Here is a 25634-nt window from a genome sequence, read left to right as displayed (position 1 = left end):
GGCGCCCGTGCACGGCGTGTCTTCGCCCGCTCACGTCGTTGCGGCGTCGAGCAAGCGGGTCAGCGGTGCATCCGCTCGCCGACCGGCACGTCGTGGCGCAGCGTGTTGCCCGGCTGGGCGAGCGGGCACGACCACGAGGGGTCGTAGGCGCATGACGGGTTGTAGGCGAAGTTGAAGTCGACGACGATCGTGTCGGGCTCGGCGCCCGGCCCGAGATCGGCGCCCTTCACGGTGTCGAGCAGGTACCGTCCGCCGCCGTAGGTGCCGCCGGGCGCACCGGCGAGCGCGTCCTTCACCGGCACGAAGAGTCCGCCGCCGTACCCCGTGAGCCGCCACACGTCGAGCGTGCCGAGGTACGGGATGCGCACCGCACCCACGAGCGAGAACGGGATCACGCCGTCGGTCGCGCTGTCGATGCTCAACCGCATCGGCTCGTCGGGGCGGTGCACCTCGAGCTCGAAACGCCAGTCCGGGTCGTACCTGGCCACGGTGAGGCCCGTGAACCGGGCGCGGTCGTCGGGCAGCAGCGGCGATTGCGGATGCCCCGCGAAGAGCTCGTCCCGCGCCGACTTCCAGAGCTCGTGGCCGGCCTCGGGCGAGTGCACGCTGAGTTGCCGCACCCCCGAGTAGAGCCCGAAGACGCGCCGTCGCCAGTCGGCGAGCTGCAGGGCTCCGATGCTGTCGGTCATGCTGCACCTCCCGGCTCGACCGGAGTGTCGACGTGGGCGTCGGCCGTTCCCGGCGGATCGTATCGCCATCCCGGCGCGAGCTGCCGCAGCCGCATGCCCCGCCACTGCCAGAACGCCCAGGTCGGGTACCAGGCGAGCAGGTCGGCGGCCCCCGCGCTCGCGAGCAGTTGGTCGCGATAGAGGGTGCGGCCGTCGGGCAGCGCGGAGATCGCCATGCGGTGGTCCCAGTGCTCGTACAGGGCGAACGGCCCCGTCTCGGCGCCACCGGCGTCGCGGAGCATCCGCACTCCGGCGGGCTGGCCGCCGGGGCTGCTGAGGTCGACCCGCTCTTCACCCATCGGGTAGCGACGGAAGGCGAGCACCCGCAGGCGGTGCGGCCCGTCGGGCCACACGGTCGGCAGCCCGCCTGCCTCGAGCGAGTCGAAGTCGAGCCACGGCGCCACCACCTCGCGCAGCACTGCCGGGCTCCGGAGCGCCCGCCACGCGGCATCCGGAGTGCAATCGAGCGTGAGTTTCAGAAGCACCCGCATGAGCCGAGGGTAGGGCGGTCGGATGCCGCTGCCAAGCGCCGCGCCGGACTCCGAGCCGACGCACGGCGCGCGGCTACCCCGAAGGCCTAGACTCCCGCTCATGCCCGACGGACTCTGGTGGTTGCCCTCCCTCGTCGTGTTCGCCGCGGCCGCAGCGGCCCTCATCGCCGGCGTGTCGGCGCTTCGCCGAGGGGGTGCCCGCCGGGAACGCGCCGCGCTCACCGCCGGGGCGGCGGCCGAGGTGCGGGCGAAGGGGCTCATCGTTCAGGCCGACAACGCCGTGCGCGACGCCGAGCGCGAACTCGCATTCGCGGAGGCGCAGTTCGGCACCGACGAGGTCGCCGCGTTGCGCGTCGCGCTCGAGCGGTCGCGAGGCTGGATGCGGGAGGCCTTCATCCTGCAGCAGCGACTCGACGACGCCGAGGCCGACACCGCAGCCGAGCGCCGCACGTGGAGCGCCCGCATCGAGGGGCTCTGCGCCTCGGCGATCGGAGCGCTCGACGAGGCCGAGACCTCGATCACGTCGCGCCGACGCTTCGAGCGCGGGGCGCACTCCGAGCTGCCGACGCTCCGACGGCAGGCCGAGCGACTCGGTCGTCGCCGCGCAGAGGCGGATGCCATGCTCGGCCGCCTGGCCACACGGTTCGCACCGTCGGCGCTCGCCGAGGCGCAGGGTGCTGTGGTCCGGGTGGATGCCGCGCTCGCCGAGGCCGGCGCCGCCCTCGATGACACCGAGGCCCGTCTCGCCCGAACCGAGCCGGCCGCCGATCGGCTGAATGTCGCCGGCGATGAGCTCGACCGGGCGGCTCGCGACCTCGACGAGATCGATCGGGTCGAATTGCACCTCGCCGCCGCCCAGGCGGATGCCGCGGCGGAGGCCACCGCGCTCGATGCCGAGCTCGTGGCGGCCCGGCGCGAGCGCGACGCCCACGACGATCCCGACGCGGCAGCGACGCTCGGTTCGGCGGTCGGCGATGGGTCGGCGGCGATGGCCGGCCGCACGAGCCTGGTGGGCGACCCGTTCGCCGACCGCGACCGGCTGCGGGCGTGCCGCGACCGCCTCGAGGTCGCTCGCGCTGCCGCACGCAACGCGCAGGGTCGGCTCGACGGTGCGCGGGGAGCGCTCGGCGGCGCGATCGCCATCGCCGAAAGCCAGCTCCGGGTCGCCCGGGCGGCGATCGAGCGAGGCGGCCACGCCGTCGGTGCCGATGCCAGGACCCGGCTCGCCGAGGCCGAGCGGCAGCTCGTCATCGCCCACCAGGAGCCCGATCCCGTCGCGGCGCTCGATGCCGCGCGACGGGCGACATCACGGGCGAGCGACGCCGAGGCGCTGGCGCTCTACCGCGGCCGCTGAGCGCGGCCGGCGACGAACGGGCGCCCGATCGACGGTGCCCGGCTCGGAAAAAATATTCACACGACTTTCATTCTTCGGGAATTTTGTCCATACTGACGGAAACACGCTTCGCCCCGCAGGTTGAAAAGGACCGCTTCGCTCCATGACACGCTCCCCCTCACATGCCGACGGTTCGATCGGCGAACTCGACTCCTCGCCCACCGAGGGGCGGCTCGCCGAATCGGTCGGTCTCGACGACGCCTCGACCGAAGAACTCCTCCGACTCCTGAACGTCCACGACCGCATCGCCGTCGACGCCGTTGCAGGGGCGCTGCCGGACCTCGCAGTCCTCGTCGAGGAGGCGGCCGAGCGAGTGCGCCGCGGCGGCGCGGTGCACTACTTCGGCGCCGGCACCTCCGGCCGGCTGGGCGTGCTCGACGCGGCCGAGCTGCTGCCCACGTTCAACCTCGACGAGGGCGTCGTAGTGGCGCACCTCGCCGGGGGGCCGCCCGCGCTCGTGCGCGCGGTGGAGGATGCCGAGGACTCGGCAGACGCGGGTCGGACGGATGCCGCAGGACTCACGAAGCTCGACCTCGTCATCGGCCTCGCGGCATCGGGCAACACTCCCTACGTCGGGGGGGCGCTCGCGGCGGCCAAGGAGGCCGGGGCCTACACCGCGCTCGTCTCGTGCAATCCGAACTCGGCGTTCGGCGGCCTGGTCGATCGCGACATCGTGCTCGACACCGGCGCCGAGGTGATCACCGGCTCGACGCGGCTGAAGGCCGGCACCGCGGAGAAGCTCGTGCTGAACGGCTTCTCCACCGCGCTGATGGTGGCGCTCGGCCGCACCTGGTCGAACCTCATGGTGTCGGTCGTCGCCACGAACGACAAGCTGCGCCGACGCACCGTGCGCATTCTCGTGGAGGCGACGGGCCTCGACGTCGACACCGCCCGGGGCGTGCTCGCCGAGGCCGACGGCGAGCTGAAGACGGCGATCGTCGCGCACCTCGCGGGGGTCGACGTCGTGAGCGCGCGTTCGGCGCTCGGCGCGAACGTCGACTCCGTGCGCGATGCGCTCGCGTCGCTGCGGCCCGCCCGGGGCGCGTGACGCGTCCGACGCGCGTGACGCGTCCGGTGGGTCTGATGTGCGCTGCCGTCGAGCGGCGTCATCTGCATCGAACGCGCCCGTCTCGCGGGATAGCCTGTGCGGGTGAATGAGCGGATCGCGAACCCCGACGCCCAAGCGAAGTACCAGGTGCGGTTCGACTGGGGGCCTCGAGGGGCCGCACGCATCACCGCGGGCATCGACGTGCTCGTGCGAGTCGACGTGCTGCCGGATGCCGCGGGGTCGACGCCGACGCCCGAGGCGCGCTTCGACGACGCCGCACTCGCCCCCGCAGCCGCAGTACTCGACGCCGGCCTCATCGACGCGAGTGCGACCGCGCGCTGGATCCTCGCCGAACAGGAACGACTCGGCCGGCGCGCGTTCATCGCCGTGGTCGCCGCCGGCGACGCCGACGGTGCGTACACCGCTGACGACCTGCTCGGCGCCGGCGCCGTCATCGACGCACTCGCCGCGCTCGGCATCGACGACACCTCACCCGAGGCCGCGGTGGCGGCAGCGGCGTTCGGCGGCCTGCGCCGAGCCGTGCGGCATCTCACGTCGGCGTCGGCGTCGGGCCGCGCTGCGTCCGCCGCCGGGGTGAGCGCCGAGGAGCTGCACGCGGCCGCCGCGCTCGACTCGAGTGACACCGCGCGGGTGCTGCGGCCCGGTGGTGCGAAGAACCCGGCACCGCTCGCCTGACGAGGGCGGCTGAAGCGCTGCTCGGCAGACGCAGGGAGCCCGCGCCGGCGCGGGCGGCTGGGTCAGGCGGCGACGCGCACGGCCTTGCGGGCGCGGTGCGCGCGCACCTTCGCGCGGTTGCCGCAGCGTTGCATCGAACACCAGCGGCGGCTCGCGGCACGCGAGGTGTCGAGGTAGACGACGTCGCAGTCGGCGCCCGAGCAGCAGCGGATGCGCTCGGCGTTGGCGGGGGCGAAGAGGTCGACGGCATCGCGGGCGATCGTCGACAGCGTCTGCGGCACCGTCTGCACCGAGCGGCCGGCCTGCATCGTGCCGCCCGCGAGCGCGGGCGGGATGTCGGGGGTCGCCGCGTAGAGGTTCACGAGATCGATGTCGGCAGCGCGCAACGGTTCGTCTCGGCTCGCGGCGAGCGCCATTCGGCTGATCGCATCGCGAAGGGCGACCGCATCGAACAGGTCGCGCGAGCGTGCGGCGCCGACCGCCACCGGGAAACGTTCGTGCAGCCACTGCGTGAGGTCGTCGGGCGCGTGGAGCAGGTCCTCGGCGCGGAGTCCGCCGATCGCGCCGGTGTAGGCGAAATCGAGCGCGAACGAGCCCGAATCGAACCACCAGCGGATTCCCTCGCCGGTGGTGAACCATTGCCCGACGGCGATCGAAACGGTGGAGACGGGCATGCACCCAAGATACTGGCTCACGTCGGGCCCGACGCGCCGCGATCAGCCTGCTGCGGCGCTCGCGGCCTTGCGTCGCACGGCCGCGGTGATCTCACGCCGGCGCCACACGATGAGGTTCGCGCGGTCGAAGCCTCGTTGGCAGAGGCCGCAGCTCAGCTGGCGCCGCGGCTCGCGGTAGCGGAAGTGCTCGTGGCCCGCCGGGCAGTGCCCCAGCCACGGTGCGAGTTCGTGCGCCACCTCGCCGTCGTGGGTGCGCCGGCCGACGTAGCCGAGGCCCGAGGCGACCGATGCCCACTTGGGGCCGTGGCCGGCGCGCGGCCCGGCGAGCGCGTGGGCGATCTCGTGCAGCAGCACCTGGTGGATCTCGTCGTCGTCGTAGCGGGCGGCGAGGTAGCGCGAGACCGAGATGCGCTTGTCGGTGTAGTTGCAGAGGCCCGCGCGCTTCTTCGCGTTGTCGAACCCGAAGCTCCACGTGGCGGCGTCGAGATGCAGCACGATGAGGGCCTCGGCCCATCGCCGTACGCGCTCGAGATCCGCCATGGAACAGAGAATAGTCCCGACCGCCGTCACCGGCGAGGAGGTCGCCCGGCGGGATTCCGCCCTCGGTCACCCCGCCGGCGCGAGCGGCACCCGGTACAGGCGGTCATCGCCGTCACCGGGCGATCCGCGCCCGTCGGTGTTGTTCGAGAGCAACCAGAGCGAGCCATCGGGGGCGGCGGCGACGTCGCGGATGCGCCCGAGCTCGCCGGCGAACCACGGCGCGGCGGTGAGCGCACCGCCGGCGGTCGCTGGCGCAACGCTCCAGACCCGCTCGCCGCGCAGCGCCGCGAGGAAGAGGGTGTCGCCGACGACCGCGAGTCCGCTCGGGCTCGCCTCCGCCGTCGACCACTGTGAGACGGGATCGATGAAGCGCGGGTCGCCCGCGGCTCCCTCGACGATCGGCCAGCCGTAGTTGCCGCCACGAGAGATGCGATTGAGCTCGTCGAGTGCGTTCTGGCCGAACTCCGCAGCCCACATGTCGCCGCGCGCATCCCACGCGATGCCCTGCGGGTTGCGGTGTCCGAGCGTCCACACGGCGTTGCCGAACGGGTTGCCAGGGGCGGCGGCGCCCTCGGCCGTCACGCGCAGGATCTTGCCCGACAGCGAGGCCGGATCCTGCGCGGCATCGCGGTTGCCGGCATCACCGCTCGTCACGTAGAGCAGGCCGTCGGGGCCGAACGCGATGCGGCCGCCGTTGTGGTTGGCGCCGCCGCGCGGGATTCCGGTGAGCACGGGCTCGGGGGCGCCGAGTGCGAGCGCGCCCGGCGTGCCGCTGAGGGGCATCCGCACGACCCGGTTGTCGGATGCAGCGGTGTGGTACGCGTAGACGAGGTCGCCCCGTTCACCGTCTCCGGCGAGGAACGCGAGCCCGAGGAGCCCGCCCTCACCCCCTTCGGCCACGCCCGGCACGGTTGCGGCGACTCGCAACGAGCCGTCGGCGAGCACCTCGACGATGTCGCCGCTGTCGCGTTCGCTGATGAGCACACCGCCGTTGGGGAGCGGCAGGATCGACCACGGCGCGTCGAGACCCGACGCGATCGGCTCCGGCGTTCCGGCGGGCTGCAGCACGGGAGGGGGCACCGCCGGCGGGCCTTCGGGCGAGACCGACGGGGCATCCGAACTCGGCAGTGGGGTGGGAGTCGGCAAGGGCGGGGCCGGGGTGCACGCGGCGAGCAGCGCCAGCGGCAGGGCGAGCGCGAGCAGTGCAGGGGATGGCCCGCGCCGCATGACCGAGCGGACCGGCCGGCGTCTCGTGCCGCCGCCGGCGTTCCCGTGACTCCGAGTCATCCGTCCTCCCACTCCAGTCTGCGCGAGTCCGCGCGAGAATGGGAGACATGCGCGATGCGATCGACCTGAACAGCGACCTCGGCGAGTCGTTCGGCGCGTGGCGTCTCGGTGACGACGCAGCCATGTTCGCCCTCGTCTCGAGCGCGAACGTCGCGTGCGGCTTCCACGCGGGCGATCCCATGACGATGCTCGCGAGCGCACGCCTGGCGTCGAGCCACGGGGTCGCGCTCGGCGCGCACCCCGGGTACCGAGACCTCGCAGGTTTCGGTCGGCGCGCCCTCGACACGAGCCCGGCCGAGGTCGCCGCCGAGCTGCTCGCCCAGCTCGGGGCGCTCGACGGCGTCGCTCGTGCGGCCGGGACCCGGGTGCGGTACGTGAAGGCGCACGGTGCGCTGTACCACCGGCTCGCCGGCGACGAATCGGCAGCGCACGCCTTCGTCGAGGCGGTGGCCGCGTACGACCCCGCCCTGTCGCTGCTGGGCCCGCCGAGCAGCGCGATCGAACGGGCAGCGGATGCCGCGGGCCTCCGCTACGCCCGCGAGGCGTTCGTCGACCGGGGCTACGTCGCCGACGGGAGCCTCGTGCCGCGCGGGGAGCCGGGCGCCGTGGTCGACGATCCGGCCGCGGCATCCGACCGTGCGCTCGAGATCGCCGAGACCGGTGGCATCACCGCCGACGACGGCACCCGGGTCGAGCTCCTGGCCGACTCGCTGTGCCTGCACGGCGATACGCCCGGTGCCGTCGCGATCGCGCGAGCCGTGCGTTCCGCGCTCGAGCGGTCGGGCATCTCGGTCGAGGCGTTCGCGTGAGCCGCCGCCTGCTGCCGAGCGGGGACGCCGCGGTGCTCGTCGAGTGCGACTCGCTCGACGAGGTGCTGGCACTCCACGACGCGCTCGCGCGAGATCTGCCGGCCGGGATCGTCGAACTCGTTCCCGCGGCGCGCACCCTCCTCGTCGTCGTCGATCCCGAGCGGCTCCCGCTGGAGTCGGTCGCGACCTGGATCCGCCGCATCCCGGCCGAGACCGGCGGCCGGCGTGCCGGTCGTGCCGCAGACGAGGTCGTGATCGACGTCGCGTACGACGGCGATGACCTGCACGAGACGGCTGCCCTGCTCGGCGTCTCGCCGGAAGCGCTCGTGGCGCAGCACCAGGCGGCGCGGTGGCGGGTCGCGTTCATCGGGTTCGCACCGGGCTTCGGTTACCTGGTCGGCGACGATTGGCCGTTCGAGGTGCCGCGGCTCGACGCGCCGCGTGCCCGGGTGCCGCGTGGTGCCGTCGCGCTCGCCGGAGCCTTCGCGGGGGTGTATCCGAGGCAGAGCCCCGGCGGGTGGCGCCTCATCGGTCGCACCGGCGCGGAACTCTGGAACCCGTCGGCACCGTCGCCGGCGCTGCTGGTACCCGGGAGACGGGTGCGATTCCGCGAGGTCGGGAACGCATGAACCGCCTCACCGTGATCGAGACCGCGCCGCTCGTGCTCGTCGAGGATCTCGGTCGACCGGGACTCGCGCACATCGGCGTCACGGCTTCGGGGGCGCTCGATCGCGGCGCGCTGGCGCTCGCCAACCGGCTCGTCGGCAACCGCGATGGTGCGGCCGGACTCGAGATCCTGATGGGCGGTTTCCGAGCCCGGTTCGACGACGAGACCTGGTTCGCGGTGACGGGCGCCTGGGGCCCGGTGGCGGTCGACGGGCGCGCTGTCGCGCCGTACACCGCAGCACGGGCGCCGGCGGGCGCGACCCTCGAGATCGGCATCGCCGCGCGAGGTGCGCGGTACCTGCTCGCGGTGCGCGGCGGTATTGACGAGGCCGTGACGCTCGGCTCCCGGTCGCGCGACACCCTCGCAGCGATCGGTCCCGAAGCCGTGTCGGCCGGGAGAGTGCTCCCGATCGGCGCCCCGCCCGCGGCATCCGTGCCCCTGCTCGATCGCGAGGCCGCCTTCCCGCCGCCCGCCGACGCGGTGACCCTCGCCCTCCTCCCGGGGCCGCGAGCCGACTGGTTCTCGGATGCCGCGCGAGCGACGCTCTTCGACGCCGCCTGGCGTCTCTCCGGCCAGGCCGACCGCATCGGCGCCCGCCTCGAGGGACCGGCGCTCGAACGGCGCGTGTCCGGCGAACTCGCGAGCGAGGCGACCGTGCCGGGGTCGATGCAGATCGCGGGGGACGGCCGGCCGACGATGCTCCTCGCCGATCGACCGGTCACGGGCGGCTATCCCGTGATCGCGATCATCGCACCGGCGTCCCTCGACGCCGTGGCGCAGCTGCGACCTGGCCAGGCGGTGCGGTTCAGGCACGCGTGAAAGCGTGGAAATTTCTCTTCACAATGCGCGTCGAGTGTGGAAGTATCTTCCGAAACGGATGACCACGGAGGATCGACGATGCCCCTCGACCGCATGCAGCACGACCACTCGCCCGATGACCGAACGCCTCGCTCGGCGCTCGATCGCCGCGGATTCCTCACGCTCGCCGTCGCGGGCGCCGCGGCATCCGCGTTCACCGTGACCATCGGCACGATGAGCCCGAGCCCCGCGTTCGCCGCGACCGGAGCTTCCGCCGAGTCATCCGCCGCCCTCATGCCACGCAAGCGTGAACTCCGCGCGATGTGGATCTCCTCGGTCGTGAACATCGACTGGCCATCGCGCACGGGACTCAGCGCCACCGACCAGCAGGCCGAGTTCCTGCACTGGCTCGACGTCGCCGAGCAGTTCAATCTCAACGCCGTCTTCGTGCAGGTGCGGCCGACCGCCGACGCGTTCTGGCCGAGCCCGCTCGAACCGTGGTCGCAGTACCTCACGGGCGTGCAGGGGCAGGACCCGGGCTACGACCCGCTCGCCTTCATCGTCGACGAGGCGCATCTCCGCAACCTCGAGCTGCACGCCTGGTACAACCCCTACCGCGTCTCGATGGGCGCAGACCTCTCGAAGCTCGTGCCCGAGCACCCCGCGCGCGTGCACCCCGAGTGGGTCTGGGCGTACGGCGGCAAGCTGTACTTCGACCCCGGGCTGCCCGAGGCGCAGGAGCACATCCAGCAGGCGATCCTGCACTCGGTCGAGCACTACGACCTCGACGGCGTGCACTTCGACGACTACTTCTATCCCTATCCGGTCGCAGGGCAGACGATTCCGGATGCCGCGACCTTCGCGGCCCACGGCGCGGGCTTCGACGACATCGCCGACTGGCGGCGCCACAACGTCGACACCTTCGTGCACTCCGTGTCCGAGCGCATCAAGGCCCTGAAGCCGTGGGTGAAGTTCGGCATCAGCCCGTTCGGCATCTGGCGGAACCGCGCGACCGACCCGCTCGGCTCCGAGACGGGCGGATCCCAGTCGTACGACCTGCAGTTCGCCGACACCCGCAAGTGGGTGCTCGAGGGCTGGCTCGACTACATCAACCCGCAGATCTACTGGCAGTTCGGCCTCGCGGTTGCCGACTACGCGAAGCTCGTGCCGTGGTGGGCCGATGTCGCCGCGACGTCCGGAACGCACCTCTATATCGGCGAGGCGCTCTACAAGGTGACCTCCGGCGTCTTCACCGACCCGGCCGAGCTCTCGAATCACCTGACGTTCGATCGCGACATCGACGCCACTCGCGCACCGGTGCACGGCAACGTCTACTTCTCGGCGAAGCACGTGCCCGCCGACCCGCAGGGCTCGATGTCCCGCGTGCTCGCCGATCACTACTCGCGTCCCGCGATCGTGCCGGCGATGCCCTGGTTGCCCGCGACCGCGATGCGCACGCCCGTGCTCGCCGACCCCGTCAGGCAGGCCGACGGCGTGGCACTGCAGTGGTCCGACGCAACGCCGCCGAACCGGCGGGCGACCTCGTTCGCGATCTACCGGGTCGAGGGTGCTTCGCCGGTGATCGATATCGAGGATGCCGCGAACCTCGTCGCGACGGTTCGCACCTCGGGCGGCGTCGTGCAGCGGTTCGTCGATGGCGACGCGGCCGCAGGCGTGACGTACAGCTACGCGGTGACCGCGCTCGACCGGATCTGGAATGAGTCGGCCCCGAGCCGGGCGAAGTCGCCCGCCTGATTCAGCGAGTGCTGGCCTCGGCCCGTCACGGCTTCGCGAGGAACACCGAGCGCGCCGGCGGCGGCGACGGCACTGCCGTGGCGTCCGTCACGACCGGCGCGCCCGCGATGAAGCGGCGCAGTTCCTCGCCGTCGACGAGCTTCGCAGGGGCGGGGTCGCTCGCGAGGCGGCGCGGGAGTCCCGCGAACGGCAGCTCGTCGTGCGAGGCGTACATGATGACGTTGCCGAATCGTCGACCCTTGAGCATCGAGGTGTCGGCGGCGATCGCGACGTGCTCGAAGACGTGCGCGAGGGTCGCGGCCTGCGAGCGGGCGAACGCGAGTCCCGCGCCGTCGGCGACGTTGACGGCGACGATGCCGCCGGGCGAGAGCCGCGGCGACACGAGACCGTAGAACTCCGTGCTCGTCACGTGTGCGGGCGTGCGCGCGCCGGAGAAGATGTCGACCACGGCGATGTCGACCGCGCCGTCGAGCCCCGGCGGCAGCTTCGCGAGCACCTCGCGCGCGTCGCCGTGGCGCACGCGCACCTGGGCGGTGCGGGGGAGCGGCAGGTGCTCGCGAACCAGCTCGACGAGCTCGGACTCGAGTTCGATCACCTGCTGGCGCGAACCCTGGCGGGTCTCGGCCACGTAGCGGGGAAGGGTGAACGCGCCGCCGCCGAGGTGCACCGCCGTGATCGCCTGCCCCTCGGGGCGCACGAGGTCGATCGCGTGGCCGATGCGCCGCACGTACTCGAAGCCGAGCCAGTCGGGTCGGTCGATCTCGACGTGCGACTGCGGCGTGCCGTCGACGTACAGCGTCCAGGAGCCCGGCGACTGGCGCGACTCCTCGAGTCGGGCGAGGTGGCCGCTGACGGCGAGGCGGCGTTCGAGCTCTGACACGGATGCCACGCTACCGCGCGCTGCCTGGGCGCCGGGCTACTGCCCGTTCGTCGTGAGCATCACGGCGATGCGCCCGATCGAGCCCGCTGGGGAATAGCCGATACTCAGGTATCGGCCCCGCACGTGCCACATGTCACCGCCACGACGCACCTTCATCGGCTCGCCGAGCAGCGTCGGGAGCATCTCGCGAGAGGTCGAGAGATCCATCCCGTCGATGAGTTCGTGCGCTCGCGGGTACCGTCCCCAGCCGGTCTCGGGCCGAATGCGGACGACGATCTTGCAGAGCTCCCCGTCGCCGAAGAAGAAGGCGGTGCCGGTGTCGCGATACTCGTGCGTCAGCCAGTCCTTCTTCAGCACACCGCCCTTTGGGTTGAGCCGTCGTTCGGTGAGGTCCCCGAACAAGCGCTCAGCCGTCTCGACCGCCGGAGTGCCGGGCTTCTCGCCGAGAGCGTCGAGGAGTGCGTCGATCTCACCGCTGAGGGTCATCGTCGGTCGTCACCGGCCGGGGAGATGTCGGCCTCCTCGAGGTCGAACGCGCGCAGCACCTCGAGGGCGGCATCGCTCACGAGCAGCTCGGTCGTGTCCTCGAGCACCACGTCGTCGGCCTCGTCGACGGAGCCGACCGGGATGAGCCTGAGCCAGGTGGACGGCAGCGTCCGCTCGGTCGTGAGCTCGAACTGCTCTCCCGTGGATGCCGTGGCCGGCTCGAGCTCGAACCCGGTGATCGCGGCGGCGCGCAGCGCCTCGGCGAGCCGCTCGGTCACGAACCAGAATGGAGACGTCGTGACGAGGTCGTCGCCCATCCAGCCGTCGAAGACGAGGTGCAGCGGCCCGGAATCCGCTGCCCGCACGGCCGGATCGTAGGTGCTGCCCTGACTCAGCCCGCCGGGAACCTCAGCGTCGACGTAGTGGTACATCTGCTCACCTCACCTCACTGCACTTCGGTTGGAAGGGAATCAGCCGATCAGCGTAGCGGAGTCGAGTATTCCCGCGGGATGCGGGCCGAGCGCGAGCAGCCGCTCGCGCAGACCGTCGGGCAGGCCGCCCCGAGTTGCGACGAGCACGGTGTTGCCCTCCTCGGCGCCCGAGAGCACCGAGGGGTCGCCCGCGACGAGCAGGGTCGTCGCGGGATCGGCTCGGGCGATCGCGCGCACCTGCTCGCGCAGCCGGTCGAGTCCAGCGGCATCCGCCACGTTGGCGACGAGCACGCCATCGGGCGTCGTCAGCGCGAGGCATCCGCTCATGAACTCGGCCGTCGCAACGAATGCCGGCGACTCGAGCCGGCTGTACAGGTCGACGATCACCACGTCGAACGGGCCCGTCAGCTCACCGAAGAGGGATGCAGCGTCGCCGACGAGGAACTCGACGACCGCGCCGGCGGGCATGGGCAGTCGGGCGAGCACCGCGTCGAGCAGTTCGCCGTCGAGCTCGACGACCTGCTGCTCCGATCCTGGGCGGGTGACCGCGACGTAGCGGGCGAGCGTGAGCGCACCGCCCCCGAGATGCAGCACGCGAAGCGGTGAGCCCGCTGCACCCGCCGCGTCGATGACGTGGCCGATGCGACGCGTGTACTCGAAGAAGAGCCGGGTCGGGTCGATGGGGTCGACGTGCGACTGCGCCGTGCCGTCGACGAGCAGGGTCAGTCCGGTCGACGAGAAGACGTCGGTCTCGAACTCGATGCGCGGCTCCATGACGGCATGGTGTCACGGATGTCGCGGGCCGGTGGAGTGCCAGTTCGGCACCGCGAGCGGGCGATCTCGGCCGGAAGCGGCACCTGAAATCGGGTTATACCGGAGAATCGCGGACAAATCAAGAATCGACTGGACACGGCGCGTCTTGCGACATATAGTTAACCTTTGCGCTCCCAGACCCACCACGCCTTCATATTGCGGTCGGCTTTTCGTGCGTGTCGAGATCTCGTCGATTTCGGCATTCGCATGCGTCTGTGGGGTACCACTCTCCGCTACCGACAGTGAACCGGCCCGACGGGGCCATGGAGGTTACTCACTTGGCTGCTGCGCGCAACGCAACCACGCCCACCCCCAAGAACGGACGCGGTGCAAGCCGTCTCTCGTTCGCCAAGGTCACCGATACCCTCACGGTACCCGACCTGCTCGCTCTTCAGACTGAGAGCTTCGACTGGCTCGTCGGGAACGAGGCGTGGAAGTCACGCCTCGCCGATGGCAAGGCGGCGGGTCGTCAAGACCTGCCCGAGACCACCGGTCTCGAGGAGATCTTCGAGGAGATCTCTCCCATCGAAGACCTCGGTGAGACGATGCAGCTCTCGTTCACCAACCCTGAGCTCGAGCCTCCGAAGTACACGATCGACGAGTGCAAGGAGAAGTCCAAGACCTACTCCGCACCGCTGTACGTGAACGCGGAGTTCATGAACCACCTCACGGGTGAGATCAAGACGCAGACCGTCTTCATGGGCGACTTCCCGCTGATGACCCCGAAGGGCACCTTCGTCATCAACGGCACCGAGCGTGTCGTCGTGTCGCAGCTCGTTCGCTCGCCGGGCGTCTACTTCGAGCGCACCCCTGAGAAGACCTCCGACAAGGACATCTACTCGGCTCGTGTCATCCCGAGCCGCGGTGCCTGGCTCGAGTTCGAGATCGACAAGCGCGACCAGGTCGGCGTTCGCATCGACCGCAAGCGCAAGCAGTCGGTCACGGTGTTCCTGAAGGCCCTCGGCCTGACCTCGGAAGAGATCCTCGAGGAGTTCGCCGGCTACGAGTCGATCGCCCTCACCCTCGAGAAGGACAACATCCTCACGAAGGAAGAGGCGCTCAAGGACATCTACCGCAAGCTCCGTCCGGGCGAGCAGGTTGCCGCCGAGGCCGCGCGTGCGCTCCTCGACAACTTCTACTTCAACTCGAAGCGCTACGACCTCGCGAAGGTCGGCCGGTACAAGATCAACAACAAGCTCGGCCTCGAGGCTCCCCTCACCGACTCGGTGCTGACGGTGCAAGACATCGTCGCCACGATCAAGTACCTGGTCGCCCTGCACGACGAGCGTACGACCCTGCCCGGCCGCCGCGCCGGCAAGGCCGTCGAGCTGCGCCTCGACGTCGACGACATCGACAACTTCGGCAACCGTCGCATCCGCGCGGTCGGCGAGCTCATCCAGAACCAGGTGCGTACCGGCCTCAGCCGCATGGAGCGTGTCGTGCGTGAGCGCATGACGACGCAGGACATCGAGGCGATCACCCCGCAGACCCTGATCAACGTGCGACCCGTCGTCGCCGCGATCAAGGAGTTCTTCGGCACCTCGCAGCTGTCGCAGTTCATGGACCAGAACAACCCGCTCGCGGGCCTGACCCATAAGCGTCGCCTCTCTGCCCTCGGCCCCGGCGGTCTCTCGCGAGACCGCGCCGGCGTCGAGGTGCGAGACGTGCACCCCTCGCACTACGGCCGCATGTGCCCGATCGAGACCCCGGAAGGCCCGAACATCGGCCTGATCGGTTCGCTCGCATCGTTCGCGCGCATCAACTCCTTCGGTTTCATCGAAACCCCGTACCGCAAGGTCGAGGGTGGCAAGGTCACCGATCAGATCGACTACCTCACCGCCATGGAAGAAGAGGAGTACATCGTCGCGCAGGCCAACGCCCCGCTGACGAAAGACGCCCACTTCGCCGAAGAGCGCGTGCTCGCCCGCAAGAAGGGCGGCGAGGTCGACCTGTTCCCGGCCGACGCGATCGGCTACATGGACGTCTCGCCGCGCCAGATGGTGTCGGTGGGTACCTCGCTCATCCCGTTCCTCGAGCACGACGATGCGAACCGCGCCCTCATGGGTGCCAACATGCAGCGTCAGGCGGTGCCGCTGCTGCGCAGCGACTCGCCGTTCGTCGGAACCGGCATGGAGGGCTACGCCGCGATCGACGCCGGTGACGTGATCACCGCCGACAAGGCGGGCGTCGTCGCAGAGGTCTCGGCCGACTCGGTCACCGTGCAGCTCGACGAGGGCGGCACGCAGACCTACTTCCTGCGCAAGTTCGACCGGTCCAACCAGGGCACGAGCTTCAACAACCGTGTGCTCGTGAACGCGGGCGACCGCGTCGAGGTCGGCGAGGTCGTCGCCGACGGCCCGGCGACCGACAACGGCGAGCTCGCGCTCGGCAAGAACCTGCTCGTCGCGTTCATGCCGTGGGAGGGTCACAACTTCGAGGATGCGATCATCCTCAGCCAGAACCTCGTGAAAGACGACGTGCTCTCGTCGATCCACATCGAGGAGTACGAGGTCGACGCGCGCGACACGAAGCTCGGCAAGGAGGAGATCACCCGTGATCTCCCGAACGTCAGCCCCGACCTGCTCGCCGACCTCGACGAGCGCGGCATCATCCGCATCGGCGCAGAGGTTCGCCCCGGCGACATCCTCGTCGGCAAGGTCACGCCGAAGGGCGAGACCGAGCTGTCGGCCGAAGAGCGCCTGCTCCGTGCCATCTTCAACGAGAAGAGCCGCGAAGTTCGCGACACCTCGCTGAAGGTGCCCCACGGTGAGCGCGGCACGATCATCGCCGTCAAGGTGTTCGACTCGCAAGACGGCGACGACGAGCTCGGCTCGGGCGTCAACCAGCGCGTGGTCGTCTACATCGCCCAGAAGCGCAAGATCACCGAGGGCGACAAGCTCGCCGGTCGCCACGGCAACAAGGGCGTCATCTCGAAGATCCTTCCGGTCGAAGACATGCCGTTCCTCGCCGATGGAACTCCCGTCGACGTCATCCTGAACCCACTCGGCATCCCCGGCCGCATGAACTTCGGCCAGGTGCTCGAGACCCACCTCGGGTGGGTCGCCAAGCAGGGCTGGAAGGTCGAGGGCAACCCGTCGTGGGCCAAGAAGCTCCCGAAGGACGCCCACGAGGCCGCGCCGGGCACCAAGGTCGCGACCCCGGTGTTCGACGGCGCGCTCGAGGAGGAGATCGCGGGTCTGCTCGACTCGACGCTCCCCAACCGCGACGGCGAGCGACTCATCGACTCGTCCGGCAAGACGCAGCTCCTCGACGGCCGCTCCGGCGAGCCGTTCCCGTACCCGGTCTCGGTCGGCTACATGTACATCCTGAAGCTGCACCACCTCGTCGACGACAAGATCCACGCACGCTCGACGGGTCCGTACTCGATGATCACCCAGCAGCCGCTCGGTGGTAAGGCGCAGTTCGGTGGACAGCGATTCGGCGAGATGGAGGTCTGGGCGCTCCAGGCCTACGGCGCCGCATACGCGCTGCAGGAGCTTCTCACGATCAAGTCCGACGACATCCTCGGCCGCGTCAAGGTCTACGAGGCGATCGTCAAGGGCGAGAACATCCAGGAGCCCGGCATCCCCGAGTCCTTCAAGGTGCTCATGAAAGAGATGCAGTCGCTCTGCCTGAACGTCGAGGTGCTCTCGGCCGACGGCACCGCGGTTTCCCTCCGCGACACCGATGACGAGGCCTTCCGCGCTGCGGAAGAACTCGGCATCAATATCTCCGCGCGCTTCGAATCGTCGAACATCGACGAGATCTAAGCCAGGCCAGTAGACGATTCCAGAGACTTTCCAAGGAGAGAAATTGCTCGACGCAACGACTTTTGACGAGCTTCGCATCGGCCTGGCCACCGCAGAGGACATCCGCAAGTGGTCCTACGGTGAGGTCAAGAAGCCCGAAACCATCAACTACCGCACCCTGAAGCCCGAGAAGGACGGTCTGTTCGGCGAACAGATCTTCGGCCCGAGCCGCGACTGGGAGTGCGCCTGCGGCAAGTACAAGCGGGTGCGCTTCAAGGGCATCGTGTGCGAGCGCTGCGGCGTGGAGGTCACCAAGTCCTCCGTGCGCCGTGAGCGCATGGGCCACATCGAGCTCGCCGCACCGGTCACCCACATCTGGTACTTCAAGGGTGTGCCCAGCCGTCTCGGCTACCTGCTCGACATGGCGCCGAAAGACCTCGAGAAGGTCATCTACTTCGCCGCCTACATGGTCATCGACGTCGACGACGAGGGTCGTCACGCCGACATGCCGGGCCTCGAGAACGAGCTCCGGCTCGAGATCAAGACCATCGGCGACCAGCGTGACGCCCGCATCGCGGAGCTCATGAAGCGCAAGGAGTCCGAGCTGGAGACGCTCGAGGCCGAAGGCGCCAAGAGCGACCAGAAGAAGCGTGCAGAGGCCGCCGCCGACAAGGAGATGACGCAGGTCCGCAAGTCGGGAGACGAGCAGATCGCGCACCTCGAGCGCGTGTGGGAGGACTTCCGCACCCTCAAGGTCGGCGACCTGAAGCCCGAAGACTCCGTCTTCCACGAGCTGCAAGACCGCTTCGGCATGTACTTCGACGCCTACATGGGCGCCGAGGCCATCAAGAAGCGCCTCGAGGCCTTCGACCTGGCCGCCGAGGCCGACGACCTGCGCCTGCAGATCTCCGAGGGCAAGGGCCAGAAGAAGATCCGCGCGATCAAGCGCCTGCGCGTCGTCAGCTCCTTCCTGCAGACCGGCAACTCGCCGGCCGCGATGGTGCTCGACGTCGTGCCGGTGATCCCGCCCGAGCTTCGCCCGATGGTGCAGCTCGACGGTGGCCGCTTCGCGACCTCCGACCTCAACGACCTCTACCGTCGTGTGATCAACCGCAACAACCGCCTGCGTCGCCTGCTCGACCTCGGTGCTCCCGAGATCATCGTGAACAACGAGAAGCGGATGCTGCAGGAGGCCGTTGACGCGCTGTTCGACAACGGTCGTCGTGGCCGCCCGGTCACGGGTACCGGCAACCGCGCCCTGAAGTCCCTGAGCGACATGCTCAAGGGCAAGCAGGGTCGTTTCCGCCAGAACCTGCTCGGCAAGCGCGTCGACTACTCGGGCCGCTCGGTCATCGTCGTCGGCCCGCAGCTGAAGCTGCACCAGTGCGGTCTGCCCAAGCAGATGGCGCTCGAGCTCTTCAAGCCGTTCGTGATCAAGCGCCTGATCGACCTGAGCCACGCTCAGAACATCAAGGCCGCCAAGCGCATGGTCGAGCGTTCGCGCCCGCAGGTCTGGGACGTGCTCGAGGAGATCATCCGTGAGCGCCCGGTTCTGCTGAACCGTGCACCCACGCTGCACCGCCTCGGCATCCAGGCCTTCGAACCGCAGCTCGTCGAGGGCAAGGCGATCCAGCTCCACCCGCTCGTGTGTGCTGCGTTCAACGCGGACTTCGACGGCGACCAGATGGCCGTGCACCTCCCCCTCTCGGTGGAGGCGCAGGCCGAGGCCCGCATCCTGATGCTCGCCTCGAACAACATCCTGAAGCCGTCCGACGGCCGTCCGGTGACCCTGCCCACGCAGGACATGATCATCGGCCTGCACCACCTGACGACCGGCAAGCCCGGCGCCGCAGGCGAGGGTCGCGCATTCTCGTCGATCGCCGAGGCCATCCTCGCGTTCGACCAGAACCGTCCGGGCGAGCTCGCGCTCGACCTGGGCGCCACGGTGAAGATCCGCCTCGAGGGGCTGCACTTCGCTGAGGGCGAGACCCCCGAGAACTTCGTGCCGGGCAAGCCGTACCTGCTCGAGACGACTCTGGGGCGTGCCCTCTTCAACGAGGCGCTGCCGGTCGACTACCCCTTCGTGAACGCGCAGGCGGGCAAGACCCAGATCTCGGAGATCGTCAATGACCTCGCCGAGCGCTACCCGAAGACCGAGGTCGCCGCGACCCTCGACCGCATCAAGGACGCCGGCTTCAAGTGGGCGACCCGTTCGGGCGTGACCGTTGCTCTCTCCGACATCCTGACGCCGCCCAACAAGGCGGAGATCGTCGGGCGCTACGAGAAGCAGGCCGCCAAGGTCCAGGGCCAGTTCGAGAAGGGTCTCACGACCGACCTCGAGCGTCGCCAGGAGCTCATCCAGATCTGGACCAAGGCCACCGACGAGGTCGCCAAGGCCATGCAGGAGAACTTCCCGACCGACAACACCATCAACCGCATGGTGACGTCGGGTGCTCGTGGTAACTGGCTGCAGGTGCGCAACATCGCCGGTATGCGAGGCCTCGTGAACAACCCGAAGGGTGAGATCATCCCTCGCCCGATCATCTCGAGCTACCGCGAGGGCCTCTCGGTCGCCGAGTACTTCATCGCGACGCACGGTGCCCGCAAGGGTCTGGCCGACACGGCCCTCCGTACGGCCGACTCGGGCTACCTCACGCGTCGTCTCGTCGACGTCTCGCAAGATGTGATCATCCGCGAAGACGACTGCGGCACGACCAAGGGCCTCGAACTGCCGATCGCGACGACGGATGCTTCGGGGGCGCTCGTGCGCGACCCGAACGTCGAGAACGCGGTCTACGCCCGCAGCCTCGCCGCCGACGCGGTGAACGCCAAGGGCGAGGTCGTGGCCGACGCCGGCTCCGACGTCGGCGACGTGCTCATCAACGAGCTCATCGCCGCCAGCGTCGAGTCGATCAAGGTGCGCTCCGTGCTCACCTGCGAGTCGGCCGTCGGTGTCTGCGCGAAGTGCTACGGCCGTTCGCTCGCGACCGGCAAGCTCGTCGACATCGGCGAGGCCGTCGGCATCATTGCGGCGCAGTCGATCGGTGAGCCCGGCACGCAGCTGACGATGCGTACCTTCCACACCGGTGGTTCGGCTTCGGCCGACGACATCACGCAGGGTCTGCCCCGCGTGCAGGAGCTCTTCGAGGCTCGTACCCCCAAGGGTGCGTCGCCGATCGTCGAGGCCCCGGGTCGCATCACGATCGACGAGACCGACAAGCAGCGCAAGGTCATCCTCACGCCAGACAACGGCGACGAGCCGATCGCGTACAACGTGCTCAAGCGTTCGACCCTCCTGGTCGAGGACGGCCAGCACGTCGAGCTCGGTCAGCAGCTGATCGTCGGCACCGTCGACCCGAAGGAAGTCCTCCGGGTCAAGGGTGTTCGCGAAGTGCAGAAGCACCTCGTGAACGGCGTTCAGGACGTCTACCGTTCGCAGGGCGTGCCGATCCACGACAAGCACATCGAGGTCATCGTGCGCCAGATGCTGCGCAAGGTCACCGTCGTCGACCACGGCGACACCGACCTGCTGCCCGGTGAGCTCGTCGACCGCCTGAAGTACAACGGCATCAACCGCGCCACGCTGACCGAGGGCAAGAAGACCGCCTCGGCCCGCCAGGAGGTCATGGGTATCACCAAGGCCTCGCTCGCGACCGAGTCGTGGCTGTCGGCCGCGTCCTTCCAGGAGACGACCCGCGTGCTCACGCAGGCCGCCATGGAGGGCAAGTCCGACCCGCTCGTCGGGCTCAAGGAGAACGTCATCATCGGCAAGCTCATCCCCGCCGGCACCGGTCTGCAGAAGTACCGGAACGTCGCGGTCGAGGCAACTGAGGAGGCGAAGGCGGAGCGGTACCCGAACCGCATCTTCACCGACGACGCTGCCTTCACCGAGGGCGACCTGAGCTTCGTCGACTTCGACGCGTTCTCGAGCGACGACTTCACTCCCGGCAACTACAGCTAGTCGCCGTACGACAACAGGGCCCCGGAGCGATCCGGGGCCCTGTTTCGTGTCTGGGAGCGATCCTGTCGGCATGCCCGGTGGGTGAGCGGATGCCGCGGCATCCGCTCACCCCATGCGTGCCGCGAGCCACTCCGCCTGGCGTGGCCAGTGCACGCCCTGGCCTCCCTCGTGCTCGTTGAATTCGTACTCGACGATGTCGGCGTCGGCGGCGTAGTGGTTGCGGGCGGCGTAGACCGTCGAGGGGGGGCAGACCGGGTCCATGCCGGCGACCGAGAACAACGCCGGAGCGCTCGCGCGCTTCGCGAAGTTGACGCCGTCGAAGTAGGAGAGCGTGCGGAACGTCTGCGCTGCTGCGTCGCGGTGCACGGCGAGGTAGCGCACGATCTCGTTGTACGGGTCGCGATTCGTGAGACCGACGGCTCGCTCGAAGTGGCAGAGGAACGGCACGTCGGGCATCGCCCCCACGAGGCCCTCGCCGAGTCCCGCTGCGGCGATCGCGATGCCGCCGCCCTGGCTGCCGCCGCACACGGCGACGCGCGTGCCGTCGACCTGCTCGAGCGAGCGCACGGCGTCGATCGCGAGCACGGCGTCGGTGTAGACCCGCCGGTAGTAGTACGCGGCAGGATCCTCGATGCCCCGGGTCATGAACCCGGGCGTCGATGGGCCGGCGCCGTGCGGGTCGGCGGTGCCGCCGCCGGTGCCCCATGCGCTGCCCTGACCGCGCGTGTCCATCGAGAAGTGCGCGTACCCCGATGCGGCCCAGGCGAGCCGCTCGTGCGGCAGGCCCCGGCCGCCCCCGTAGCCGATGTATTCGACGACCGCGGGAAGCGGGCCGGTCGAACCGGTGGGCAGCACGAGCCAGCCGCGTACCGGATCGCCCGCGAAGCCTGAGAACGTGACGTCGTAGACCTCGACGGAGGTCAGCGGAGATGCCAGGCGGTTCAGGGTCGGCGGCTTGGAGCGGCGACGGGACTCGGCGAGCGTCGACGCCCAGAACTCGTCGAAGTCCGCGGGCTCGGCCACTTCGGGTCGGTAGTCGCGGAGTTCCGCGAAGGGTCGGTCGAAGCGGGGCACGGTGTCCTTCCAGGGGCTGGATGCGGGGATCGATCGACAGCGTAGCGCGGCCGGGCGGAGCGGCAGCGGGGCCGTGACACACATGACGGACAGGCGCTACGCTCGCACGGAACACCGATGCGGCCGACCCGAAGGACTCGCGATGACCGAGCAGCACCCGTTGCCGCGACAGCCCGAGCCCGCGGCCGGTGCGGCTGCACCACCGCCGAGTGAGTCCGGGGCGCGTCGCTCGCTTCTCAAGCGCCCGCAGTTCTGGCTCGTCGTCGTCGCGGCGGCACTCCTCGTGGTGGTCGCGGTGCTCGTCGGCACGGTGATCGGCGGTGCCGCCGACGCCGGCGCCGGCGCGGCCGCGTCGCCGTCGGCCGGAACGGGCGAGTCGACGACCCCGCCCGAGACGACGCAGACGCCGCCGCCCGCCACGGCAGCGACTCACGGGATCCCGACCGACTGCGCCCAGATCTACACGAGGGATTGGTCGACCGATTTCGCGCCGCTCGTGCTGAACCCGGCATGGACCCTCGAACCCGACAGCGGCGTCCACCTCGGCTCCGACGATGCGGCCGCGGCCGCGTTGCTCACGTCGAACGCCGTCGTCACCTGCACCTGGGCGACCCCGAACGGCGGCTCCGACCGTGGGCTCACCACGAATGTGGCGGCCGTGACCGAAGCGGAGAGCGCGGAGATGCTCGCACACTTCGGCGCGAGCGGGTTCGCCTGCTACGAAGAACTCGACGGCACGCGATGCGTGATCGAGACGACACCGAGCGCCGATGGACAGTCGGGCGAATCGCACTTCTTCCGCGACGACGTCTGGATCGCGACGCACTGGGTGAACGCCGGACCCGACGGGTACACGCACGACATCGTCACGGCGATCTTCGGCTGAGCGAAGCGCCGCGCGCGCTCCCGGGTTCCCGGCCACGTCATTGCTACAGTTGGCCAACCGCGGGTACGAGGGGTGCCCGGAAGGAGCGCGATCATGAGCAGCACGACTCCCGGAAGCGACCCGGAGCGTCGCGACGAGCACGCCGACCCGGTCGACGACCGCGACGGCATCGACGACCTCGACCCGGCGCCGGCCTCCACCTCGGCCGAGACCGGGGCCGTCGATGAGCCGAGCCACGACGAGCCCGCGGGAGCATCGACCACGGTCGCGCCTGACCCGGTCGAGCCCGATGGCGGCAGCGACGACCTCGCCGTGACCTCGCGCCTCGACGAGGCGGTCGAGCGGGCGAACGCCCATGCACCGGCATCCGAGGTCAACGGCATCGACGACGCCGACACCGCACCCGAGCCCGTGCCCGCCGACACCGTTCGGCGCGAGACCTACGTGCCGGCCGCGACCGTCGCGTCCGGCACCGCTGCCGGAGCGGCAACGCTCGCCGACGACCGTCCCGAGCCGGTCTTCAGCGGCCAGCAGGCCGGCCCGCAGACGATCTACGTGCAGGCGCCGACCCCGCCGAAGACCAAGGGCAACCGCGGTTTTGGCGTGCTCGTCGCGCTCATCGGCACCGTGGTGTTCGGGCTGCTCTTCGGAGGCATCGCCTACCTGCTCTATCTCGGCTACGGCGCTCCCGCAGGCGAGGCAGTGGGCATCGTCGACTTCGTCGTGCAGCCGATCTTCTGGGTGCCGGTCGTCGCCTTCTTCCTCGGGTTCGCCCTCCTCGCCGCGATCATCAACCGCGGTGCCTGGTGGACCTACGCGGTCTTCGGCCTGTTCGTCGGCGTGCTCGTCTACTTCGCCTACATCGGCGGATCACTCCTCGCCGTGCAGGCCTGGACGCTCACGCTCGACCAGGCGAACGAGTTCATCGCCGAGCGCTGGCTCGACCCGTTCGCGATCGTCGCCGCCGTCATCGCCCGGGAGATCCCGATCTGGTTCGGTGGCTGGATCGCCGCACGGGGCCGCACGGTCACCGAGCGCAACCGACTCGCCCTCGAGGCCTACGATCGCGAACTGGCCGCCGGGCCGCAGTCGCAGCGGTACTGAGCGTCCGCCCTGCTCCCGGCCGGCATCGCGGTCGCGTGCGGTCTATCCGACCGACGTGCAGTCGCGAACCACTTCAGTCGGTGCGGTGAGGTCGATCGCCTCGCCCCAACCGCTGAACGTGAACGAGCCGTCGCCGGTCGAATCCCCGGCGGTCACGCTCATGGGCAGCGGAGCTCCGACGCGTTGCACCTGCATGACTCCTGCCGGCGCGTTCTGGCCGCCGATGACGACCTCGACGAGCTCGGCATCGGGGCTCGGCGACTGCACGCTCACGGAGTCGCTCGACTCGAGGAACGAGGCCACCAGGTCGGCGGGCCGAAGCAGCGGTGCCCACTGCTCGGCGAGGCTCTCGCCCGCCGCGGCGCACACGAACCCCTGCTCGAGCTCGGGAATGCCGTACTGGGCGGCAGCGGCGGCGTTGCCGCGGAGATAGGTGCGGCCGTCGACGGCCACGACCTCGACGCTCGTGGTGCCGGCACTCACCGTCGCCGTGAAGTTGCCGGGGCGGCCCCGGTAGTCGACGCCGAGTGTGCGGCCGGGTACCGGGTCGGCCTCGGGGGAGGCCGCGGTCAGTTCGGTGAAGGTGCCCGTGTACGCGACGGTTCCGGCGACGGTCACGGCATCGACGATCTCGGCCGCGGCGTCGGGTCCGGTCAGGAGCCAGAGCCCGTTGCCGTCGATCGTCGAGGGGTCGAGGTCGCCGAGGGCGAGGTGGGACGGGGGCGGCGGCATCTCGGGAGCCGCCGCGCTGCACCCCGCAAGTGCCAGTACGGCAGCGAGCAACGGGAGCGCGGCGGTGCGATTCACGACCCGGCGTCGGCGATGCACGCGCTCTGGGCGCGCTGCGTACCGAGAGTCTCGGCGTCGAGCGAGACTTCGTCGCTCGTCGCGGTGGGACGCACGACGAAGCAGGTGTCGTTCTCGTAGAGACCGGCTGCGGCGGGCAGCCATGCCTCCGTACCGCGCACCCACTGAGTGAGGTCGGTCATCTCGCCGTCGCCGTGAACGGCGTAGACGCTGTAGGCCGCGTCGGGTCCGCTCCAGTCGAGGTGGGCGTTGCCGCCATCGACGCTGAGCGCGAGTCCGGTCACCGCGACGGAATCATCGTTCAATGCCGAGATGATGAACCACGTGACCGCGCTCGCGAGGGCGACGAACGTGAGGCCGATCGAGACCATGAACGCCGGATGACGCCACCACTTGCGTTCGCGCGCAGGCGCCTCTGCCAACTCGGGGAGCACCGAACCGGCGGTGCCGAGGGGCCGGGTGCGCGCGCCGGGAGGCAGGGCAGTCTGGCCGGGCGCACTGCCGAGGGAGGTGTGCTGCAACGGATCCTCCTTGGCGGGTGCCCAACGAAACGGCCG

General features: G+C 70.1%; 23 protein-coding genes. 11 read left to right on the top strand and 12 right to left on the bottom strand.

The genetic code is table 11. From position 1 onward, the window contains the following. Window positions 1-59: 59 nt before the first annotated feature. Together AC6CH0_RS01455 and AC6CH0_RS01450 are read right to left on the bottom strand one after the other, a co-directional pair. Window positions 60-689, bottom strand: a complete 630-nt coding sequence (locus AC6CH0_RS01455; protein ID WP_498097871.1) for a DUF1684 domain-containing protein — start codon at window positions 687-689, stop codon at window positions 60-62. Next, window positions 686-1219 (bottom strand): hypothetical protein, encoded by a 534-nt coding sequence (locus tag AC6CH0_RS01450; RefSeq protein ID WP_498097869.1) that lies wholly within the window; start codon window positions 1217-1219, stop codon window positions 686-688. Before AC6CH0_RS01450 ends, AC6CH0_RS01455 begins: the two co-directional genes overlap by 4 nt. Before the next feature lie 100 nt (window positions 1220-1319). Between AC6CH0_RS01450 and AC6CH0_RS01445 the strand changes: the two genes are divergently transcribed. The 3 genes from AC6CH0_RS01445 (at window position 1320) to AC6CH0_RS01435 (ending at window position 4356) form a co-directional block, all read left to right on the top strand. Beyond that, window positions 1320-2573, top strand: a complete 1254-nt coding sequence (locus AC6CH0_RS01445) for a hypothetical protein (protein WP_498097867.1) — start codon at window positions 1320-1322, stop codon at window positions 2571-2573. 142 nt (window positions 2574-2715) lie between these two features. Beyond that, window positions 2716-3660 carry an N-acetylmuramic acid 6-phosphate etherase gene (locus tag AC6CH0_RS01440; protein ID WP_498097865.1) on the top strand — a complete coding sequence of 315 codons (945 nt, stop codon included), beginning with the start codon at window positions 2716-2718 and terminating at the stop codon, window positions 3658-3660. A 102-nt stretch (window positions 3661-3762) separates the two neighbouring features. Continuing rightward, window positions 3763-4356 (top strand): 2-phosphosulfolactate phosphatase, encoded by a 594-nt coding sequence (locus tag AC6CH0_RS01435; RefSeq protein ID WP_498097863.1) that lies wholly within the window; start codon window positions 3763-3765, stop codon window positions 4354-4356. A gap of 62 nt (window positions 4357-4418) precedes the next feature. Here AC6CH0_RS01435 and AC6CH0_RS01430 read toward each other — a convergent pair whose 3' ends face one another. The 3 genes from AC6CH0_RS01430 to AC6CH0_RS01420 all read right to left on the bottom strand — a co-directional run bounded on the left by AC6CH0_RS01430 (window position 4419) and on the right by AC6CH0_RS01420 (window position 6797). Next, a complete protein-coding gene (locus AC6CH0_RS01430) occupies window positions 4419-5030 on the bottom strand; it encodes a CGNR zinc finger domain-containing protein (RefSeq protein WP_498097861.1) in 612 nt (203 codons plus the stop codon). Window positions 5031-5072: 42 nt separating this feature from the next. Next, a complete protein-coding gene (locus AC6CH0_RS01425) occupies window positions 5073-5570 on the bottom strand; it encodes a SprT-like domain-containing protein (RefSeq protein ID WP_498097859.1) in 498 nt (165 codons plus the stop codon). A gap of 66 nt (window positions 5571-5636) precedes the next feature. Then, the gene (locus tag AC6CH0_RS01420; protein WP_498097857.1) at window positions 5637-6797 is read right to left on the bottom strand and encodes a PQQ-dependent sugar dehydrogenase; all 1161 of its coding nucleotides are present in this window, start codon (window positions 6795-6797) and stop codon (window positions 5637-5639) included. Window positions 6798-6904: 107 nt separating this feature from the next. Between AC6CH0_RS01420 and AC6CH0_RS01415 the strand changes: the two genes are divergently transcribed. The 4 genes from AC6CH0_RS01415 to AC6CH0_RS01400 all read left to right on the top strand — a co-directional run bounded on the left by AC6CH0_RS01415 (window position 6905) and on the right by AC6CH0_RS01400 (window position 10886). Next, the gene (locus tag AC6CH0_RS01415) at window positions 6905-7666 is read left to right on the top strand and encodes a LamB/YcsF family protein (protein ID WP_498097855.1); all 762 of its coding nucleotides are present in this window, start codon (window positions 6905-6907) and stop codon (window positions 7664-7666) included. Continuing rightward, entirely contained in the window at window positions 7663-8295 is a 633-nt protein-coding gene (locus tag AC6CH0_RS01410; protein ID WP_498097853.1) for a 5-oxoprolinase subunit B family protein, read from the top strand. The genes AC6CH0_RS01415 and AC6CH0_RS01410 overlap by 4 nt, the downstream gene beginning before the upstream one ends. Next, entirely contained in the window at window positions 8292-9152 is an 861-nt protein-coding gene (locus tag AC6CH0_RS01405) for a 5-oxoprolinase subunit C family protein (RefSeq protein WP_498097851.1), read from the top strand. Before AC6CH0_RS01410 ends, AC6CH0_RS01405 begins: the two co-directional genes overlap by 4 nt. Window positions 9153-9230: 78 nt before the next feature. After that, window positions 9231-10886, top strand: a complete 1656-nt coding sequence (locus tag AC6CH0_RS01400) for a glycoside hydrolase family 10-like protein (RefSeq protein ID WP_498097849.1) — start codon at window positions 9231-9233, stop codon at window positions 10884-10886. A 25-nt stretch (window positions 10887-10911) separates the two neighbouring features. On the opposite strand, the gene AC6CH0_RS01395 is transcribed toward AC6CH0_RS01400, so the two are convergent. The 4 genes from AC6CH0_RS01395 to AC6CH0_RS01380 are packed head-to-tail and all read right to left on the bottom strand — an operon-like array spanning window position 10912 to window position 13457. After that, a complete protein-coding gene (locus AC6CH0_RS01395; RefSeq protein ID WP_498097847.1) occupies window positions 10912-11766 on the bottom strand; it encodes a spermidine synthase in 855 nt (284 codons plus the stop codon). Window positions 11767-11802: 36 nt separating this feature from the next. Further along, complete coding sequence (locus AC6CH0_RS01390) at window positions 11803-12252, bottom strand: hypothetical protein (protein WP_498097845.1); 450 nt, start codon at window positions 12250-12252, stop codon at window positions 11803-11805. Then, a complete protein-coding gene (locus AC6CH0_RS01385) occupies window positions 12249-12683 on the bottom strand; it encodes a hypothetical protein (protein WP_498097843.1) in 435 nt (144 codons plus the stop codon). Before AC6CH0_RS01385 ends, AC6CH0_RS01390 begins: the two co-directional genes overlap by 4 nt. A 39-nt stretch (window positions 12684-12722) precedes the next feature. Next, complete coding sequence (locus AC6CH0_RS01380) at window positions 12723-13457, bottom strand: spermidine synthase (protein WP_498097841.1); 735 nt, start codon at window positions 13455-13457, stop codon at window positions 12723-12725. A 317-nt stretch (window positions 13458-13774) separates the two neighbouring features. Between AC6CH0_RS01380 and rpoB the strand changes: the two genes are divergently transcribed. After that, window positions 13775-17266, top strand: a complete 3492-nt coding sequence (gene rpoB / locus AC6CH0_RS01375) for a DNA-directed RNA polymerase subunit beta (RefSeq protein WP_498097839.1) — start codon at window positions 13775-13777, stop codon at window positions 17264-17266. A gap of 43 nt (window positions 17267-17309) precedes the next feature. Beyond that, on the top strand, window positions 17310-21206 hold the full coding sequence (gene rpoC, locus AC6CH0_RS01370) for a DNA-directed RNA polymerase subunit beta' (protein WP_498097838.1): 3897 nt from the start codon (window positions 17310-17312) through the stop codon (window positions 21204-21206). Between the two features lie 105 nt (window positions 21207-21311). On the opposite strand, the gene AC6CH0_RS01365 is transcribed toward rpoC, so the two are convergent. Beyond that, on the bottom strand, window positions 21312-22280 hold the full coding sequence (locus AC6CH0_RS01365) for an acetylxylan esterase (protein ID WP_498097836.1): 969 nt from the start codon (window positions 22278-22280) through the stop codon (window positions 21312-21314). A 142-nt stretch (window positions 22281-22422) separates the two neighbouring features. On the opposite strand from AC6CH0_RS01365, the gene AC6CH0_RS01360 reads away from it, so the two are divergent. Beyond that, window positions 22423-23166 (top strand): hypothetical protein, encoded by a 744-nt coding sequence (locus tag AC6CH0_RS01360; RefSeq protein WP_498097834.1) that lies wholly within the window; start codon window positions 22423-22425, stop codon window positions 23164-23166. 93 nt (window positions 23167-23259) lie between these two features. Next, entirely contained in the window at window positions 23260-24270 is a 1011-nt protein-coding gene (locus AC6CH0_RS01355; RefSeq protein WP_498097832.1) for a hypothetical protein, read from the top strand. Window positions 24271-24312: 42 nt separating this feature from the next. On the opposite strand, the gene AC6CH0_RS01350 is transcribed toward AC6CH0_RS01355, so the two are convergent. Together AC6CH0_RS01350 and AC6CH0_RS01345 are read right to left on the bottom strand one after the other, a co-directional pair. Then, entirely contained in the window at window positions 24313-25077 is a 765-nt protein-coding gene (locus AC6CH0_RS01350; RefSeq protein ID WP_498097830.1) for a hypothetical protein, read from the bottom strand. Further along, window positions 25074-25598, bottom strand: a complete 525-nt coding sequence (locus AC6CH0_RS01345; protein WP_498097828.1) for a hypothetical protein — start codon at window positions 25596-25598, stop codon at window positions 25074-25076. The genes AC6CH0_RS01350 and AC6CH0_RS01345 overlap by 4 nt, the downstream gene beginning before the upstream one ends. Window positions 25599-25634: the final 36 nt, after the last annotated feature.

The sequence above is a fragment of the Agromyces sp. GQ35 genome (genome assembly GCF_059758475.1).
The sequence above is the reverse complement of the archived record's forward strand: the minus strand, read 5'-3'. Positions and strand labels throughout refer to the sequence as shown.

Bases quoted from the DNA above. Each gene is read 5' to 3' on its own strand.
- AC6CH0_RS01355 (WP_498097832.1), top strand. From the start codon at position 23,260: ATGAGCAGCACGACTCCCGGAAGCGACCCGGAGCGTCGCGACGAGCAC.
- AC6CH0_RS01380 (WP_498097841.1), bottom strand. From the start codon at position 13,457: ATGGAGCCGCGCATCGAGTTCGAGACCGACGTCTTCTCGTCGACCGGA.
- AC6CH0_RS01400 (WP_498097849.1), top strand. From the start codon at position 9,231: ATGCCCCTCGACCGCATGCAGCACGACCACTCGCCCGATGACCGAACG.
- AC6CH0_RS01450 (WP_498097869.1), bottom strand. From the start codon at position 1,219: ATGCGGGTGCTTCTGAAACTCACGCTCGATTGCACTCCGGATGCCGCG.
- AC6CH0_RS01415 (WP_498097855.1), top strand. From the start codon at position 6,905: ATGCGCGATGCGATCGACCTGAACAGCGACCTCGGCGAGTCGTTCGGC.
- AC6CH0_RS01405 (WP_498097851.1), top strand. From the start codon at position 8,292: ATGAACCGCCTCACCGTGATCGAGACCGCGCCGCTCGTGCTCGTCGAG.
- AC6CH0_RS01455 (WP_498097871.1), bottom strand. From the start codon at position 689: ATGACCGACAGCATCGGAGCCCTGCAGCTCGCCGACTGGCGACGGCGC.
- AC6CH0_RS01360 (WP_498097834.1), top strand. From the start codon at position 22,423: ATGACCGAGCAGCACCCGTTGCCGCGACAGCCCGAGCCCGCGGCCGGT.
- AC6CH0_RS01390 (WP_498097845.1), bottom strand. From the start codon at position 12,252: ATGACCCTCAGCGGTGAGATCGACGCACTCCTCGACGCTCTCGGCGAG.
- AC6CH0_RS01440 (WP_498097865.1), top strand. From the start codon at position 2,716: ATGACACGCTCCCCCTCACATGCCGACGGTTCGATCGGCGAACTCGAC.
- AC6CH0_RS01385 (WP_498097843.1), bottom strand. From the start codon at position 12,683: ATGTACCACTACGTCGACGCTGAGGTTCCCGGCGGGCTGAGTCAGGGC.
- AC6CH0_RS01425 (WP_498097859.1), bottom strand. From the start codon at position 5,570: ATGGCGGATCTCGAGCGCGTACGGCGATGGGCCGAGGCCCTCATCGTG.
- AC6CH0_RS01430 (WP_498097861.1), bottom strand. From the start codon at position 5,030: ATGCCCGTCTCCACCGTTTCGATCGCCGTCGGGCAATGGTTCACCACC.
- AC6CH0_RS01445 (WP_498097867.1), top strand. From the start codon at position 1,320: ATGCCCGACGGACTCTGGTGGTTGCCCTCCCTCGTCGTGTTCGCCGCG.
- AC6CH0_RS01420 (WP_498097857.1), bottom strand. From the start codon at position 6,797: ATGCGGCGCGGGCCATCCCCTGCACTGCTCGCGCTCGCCCTGCCGCTG.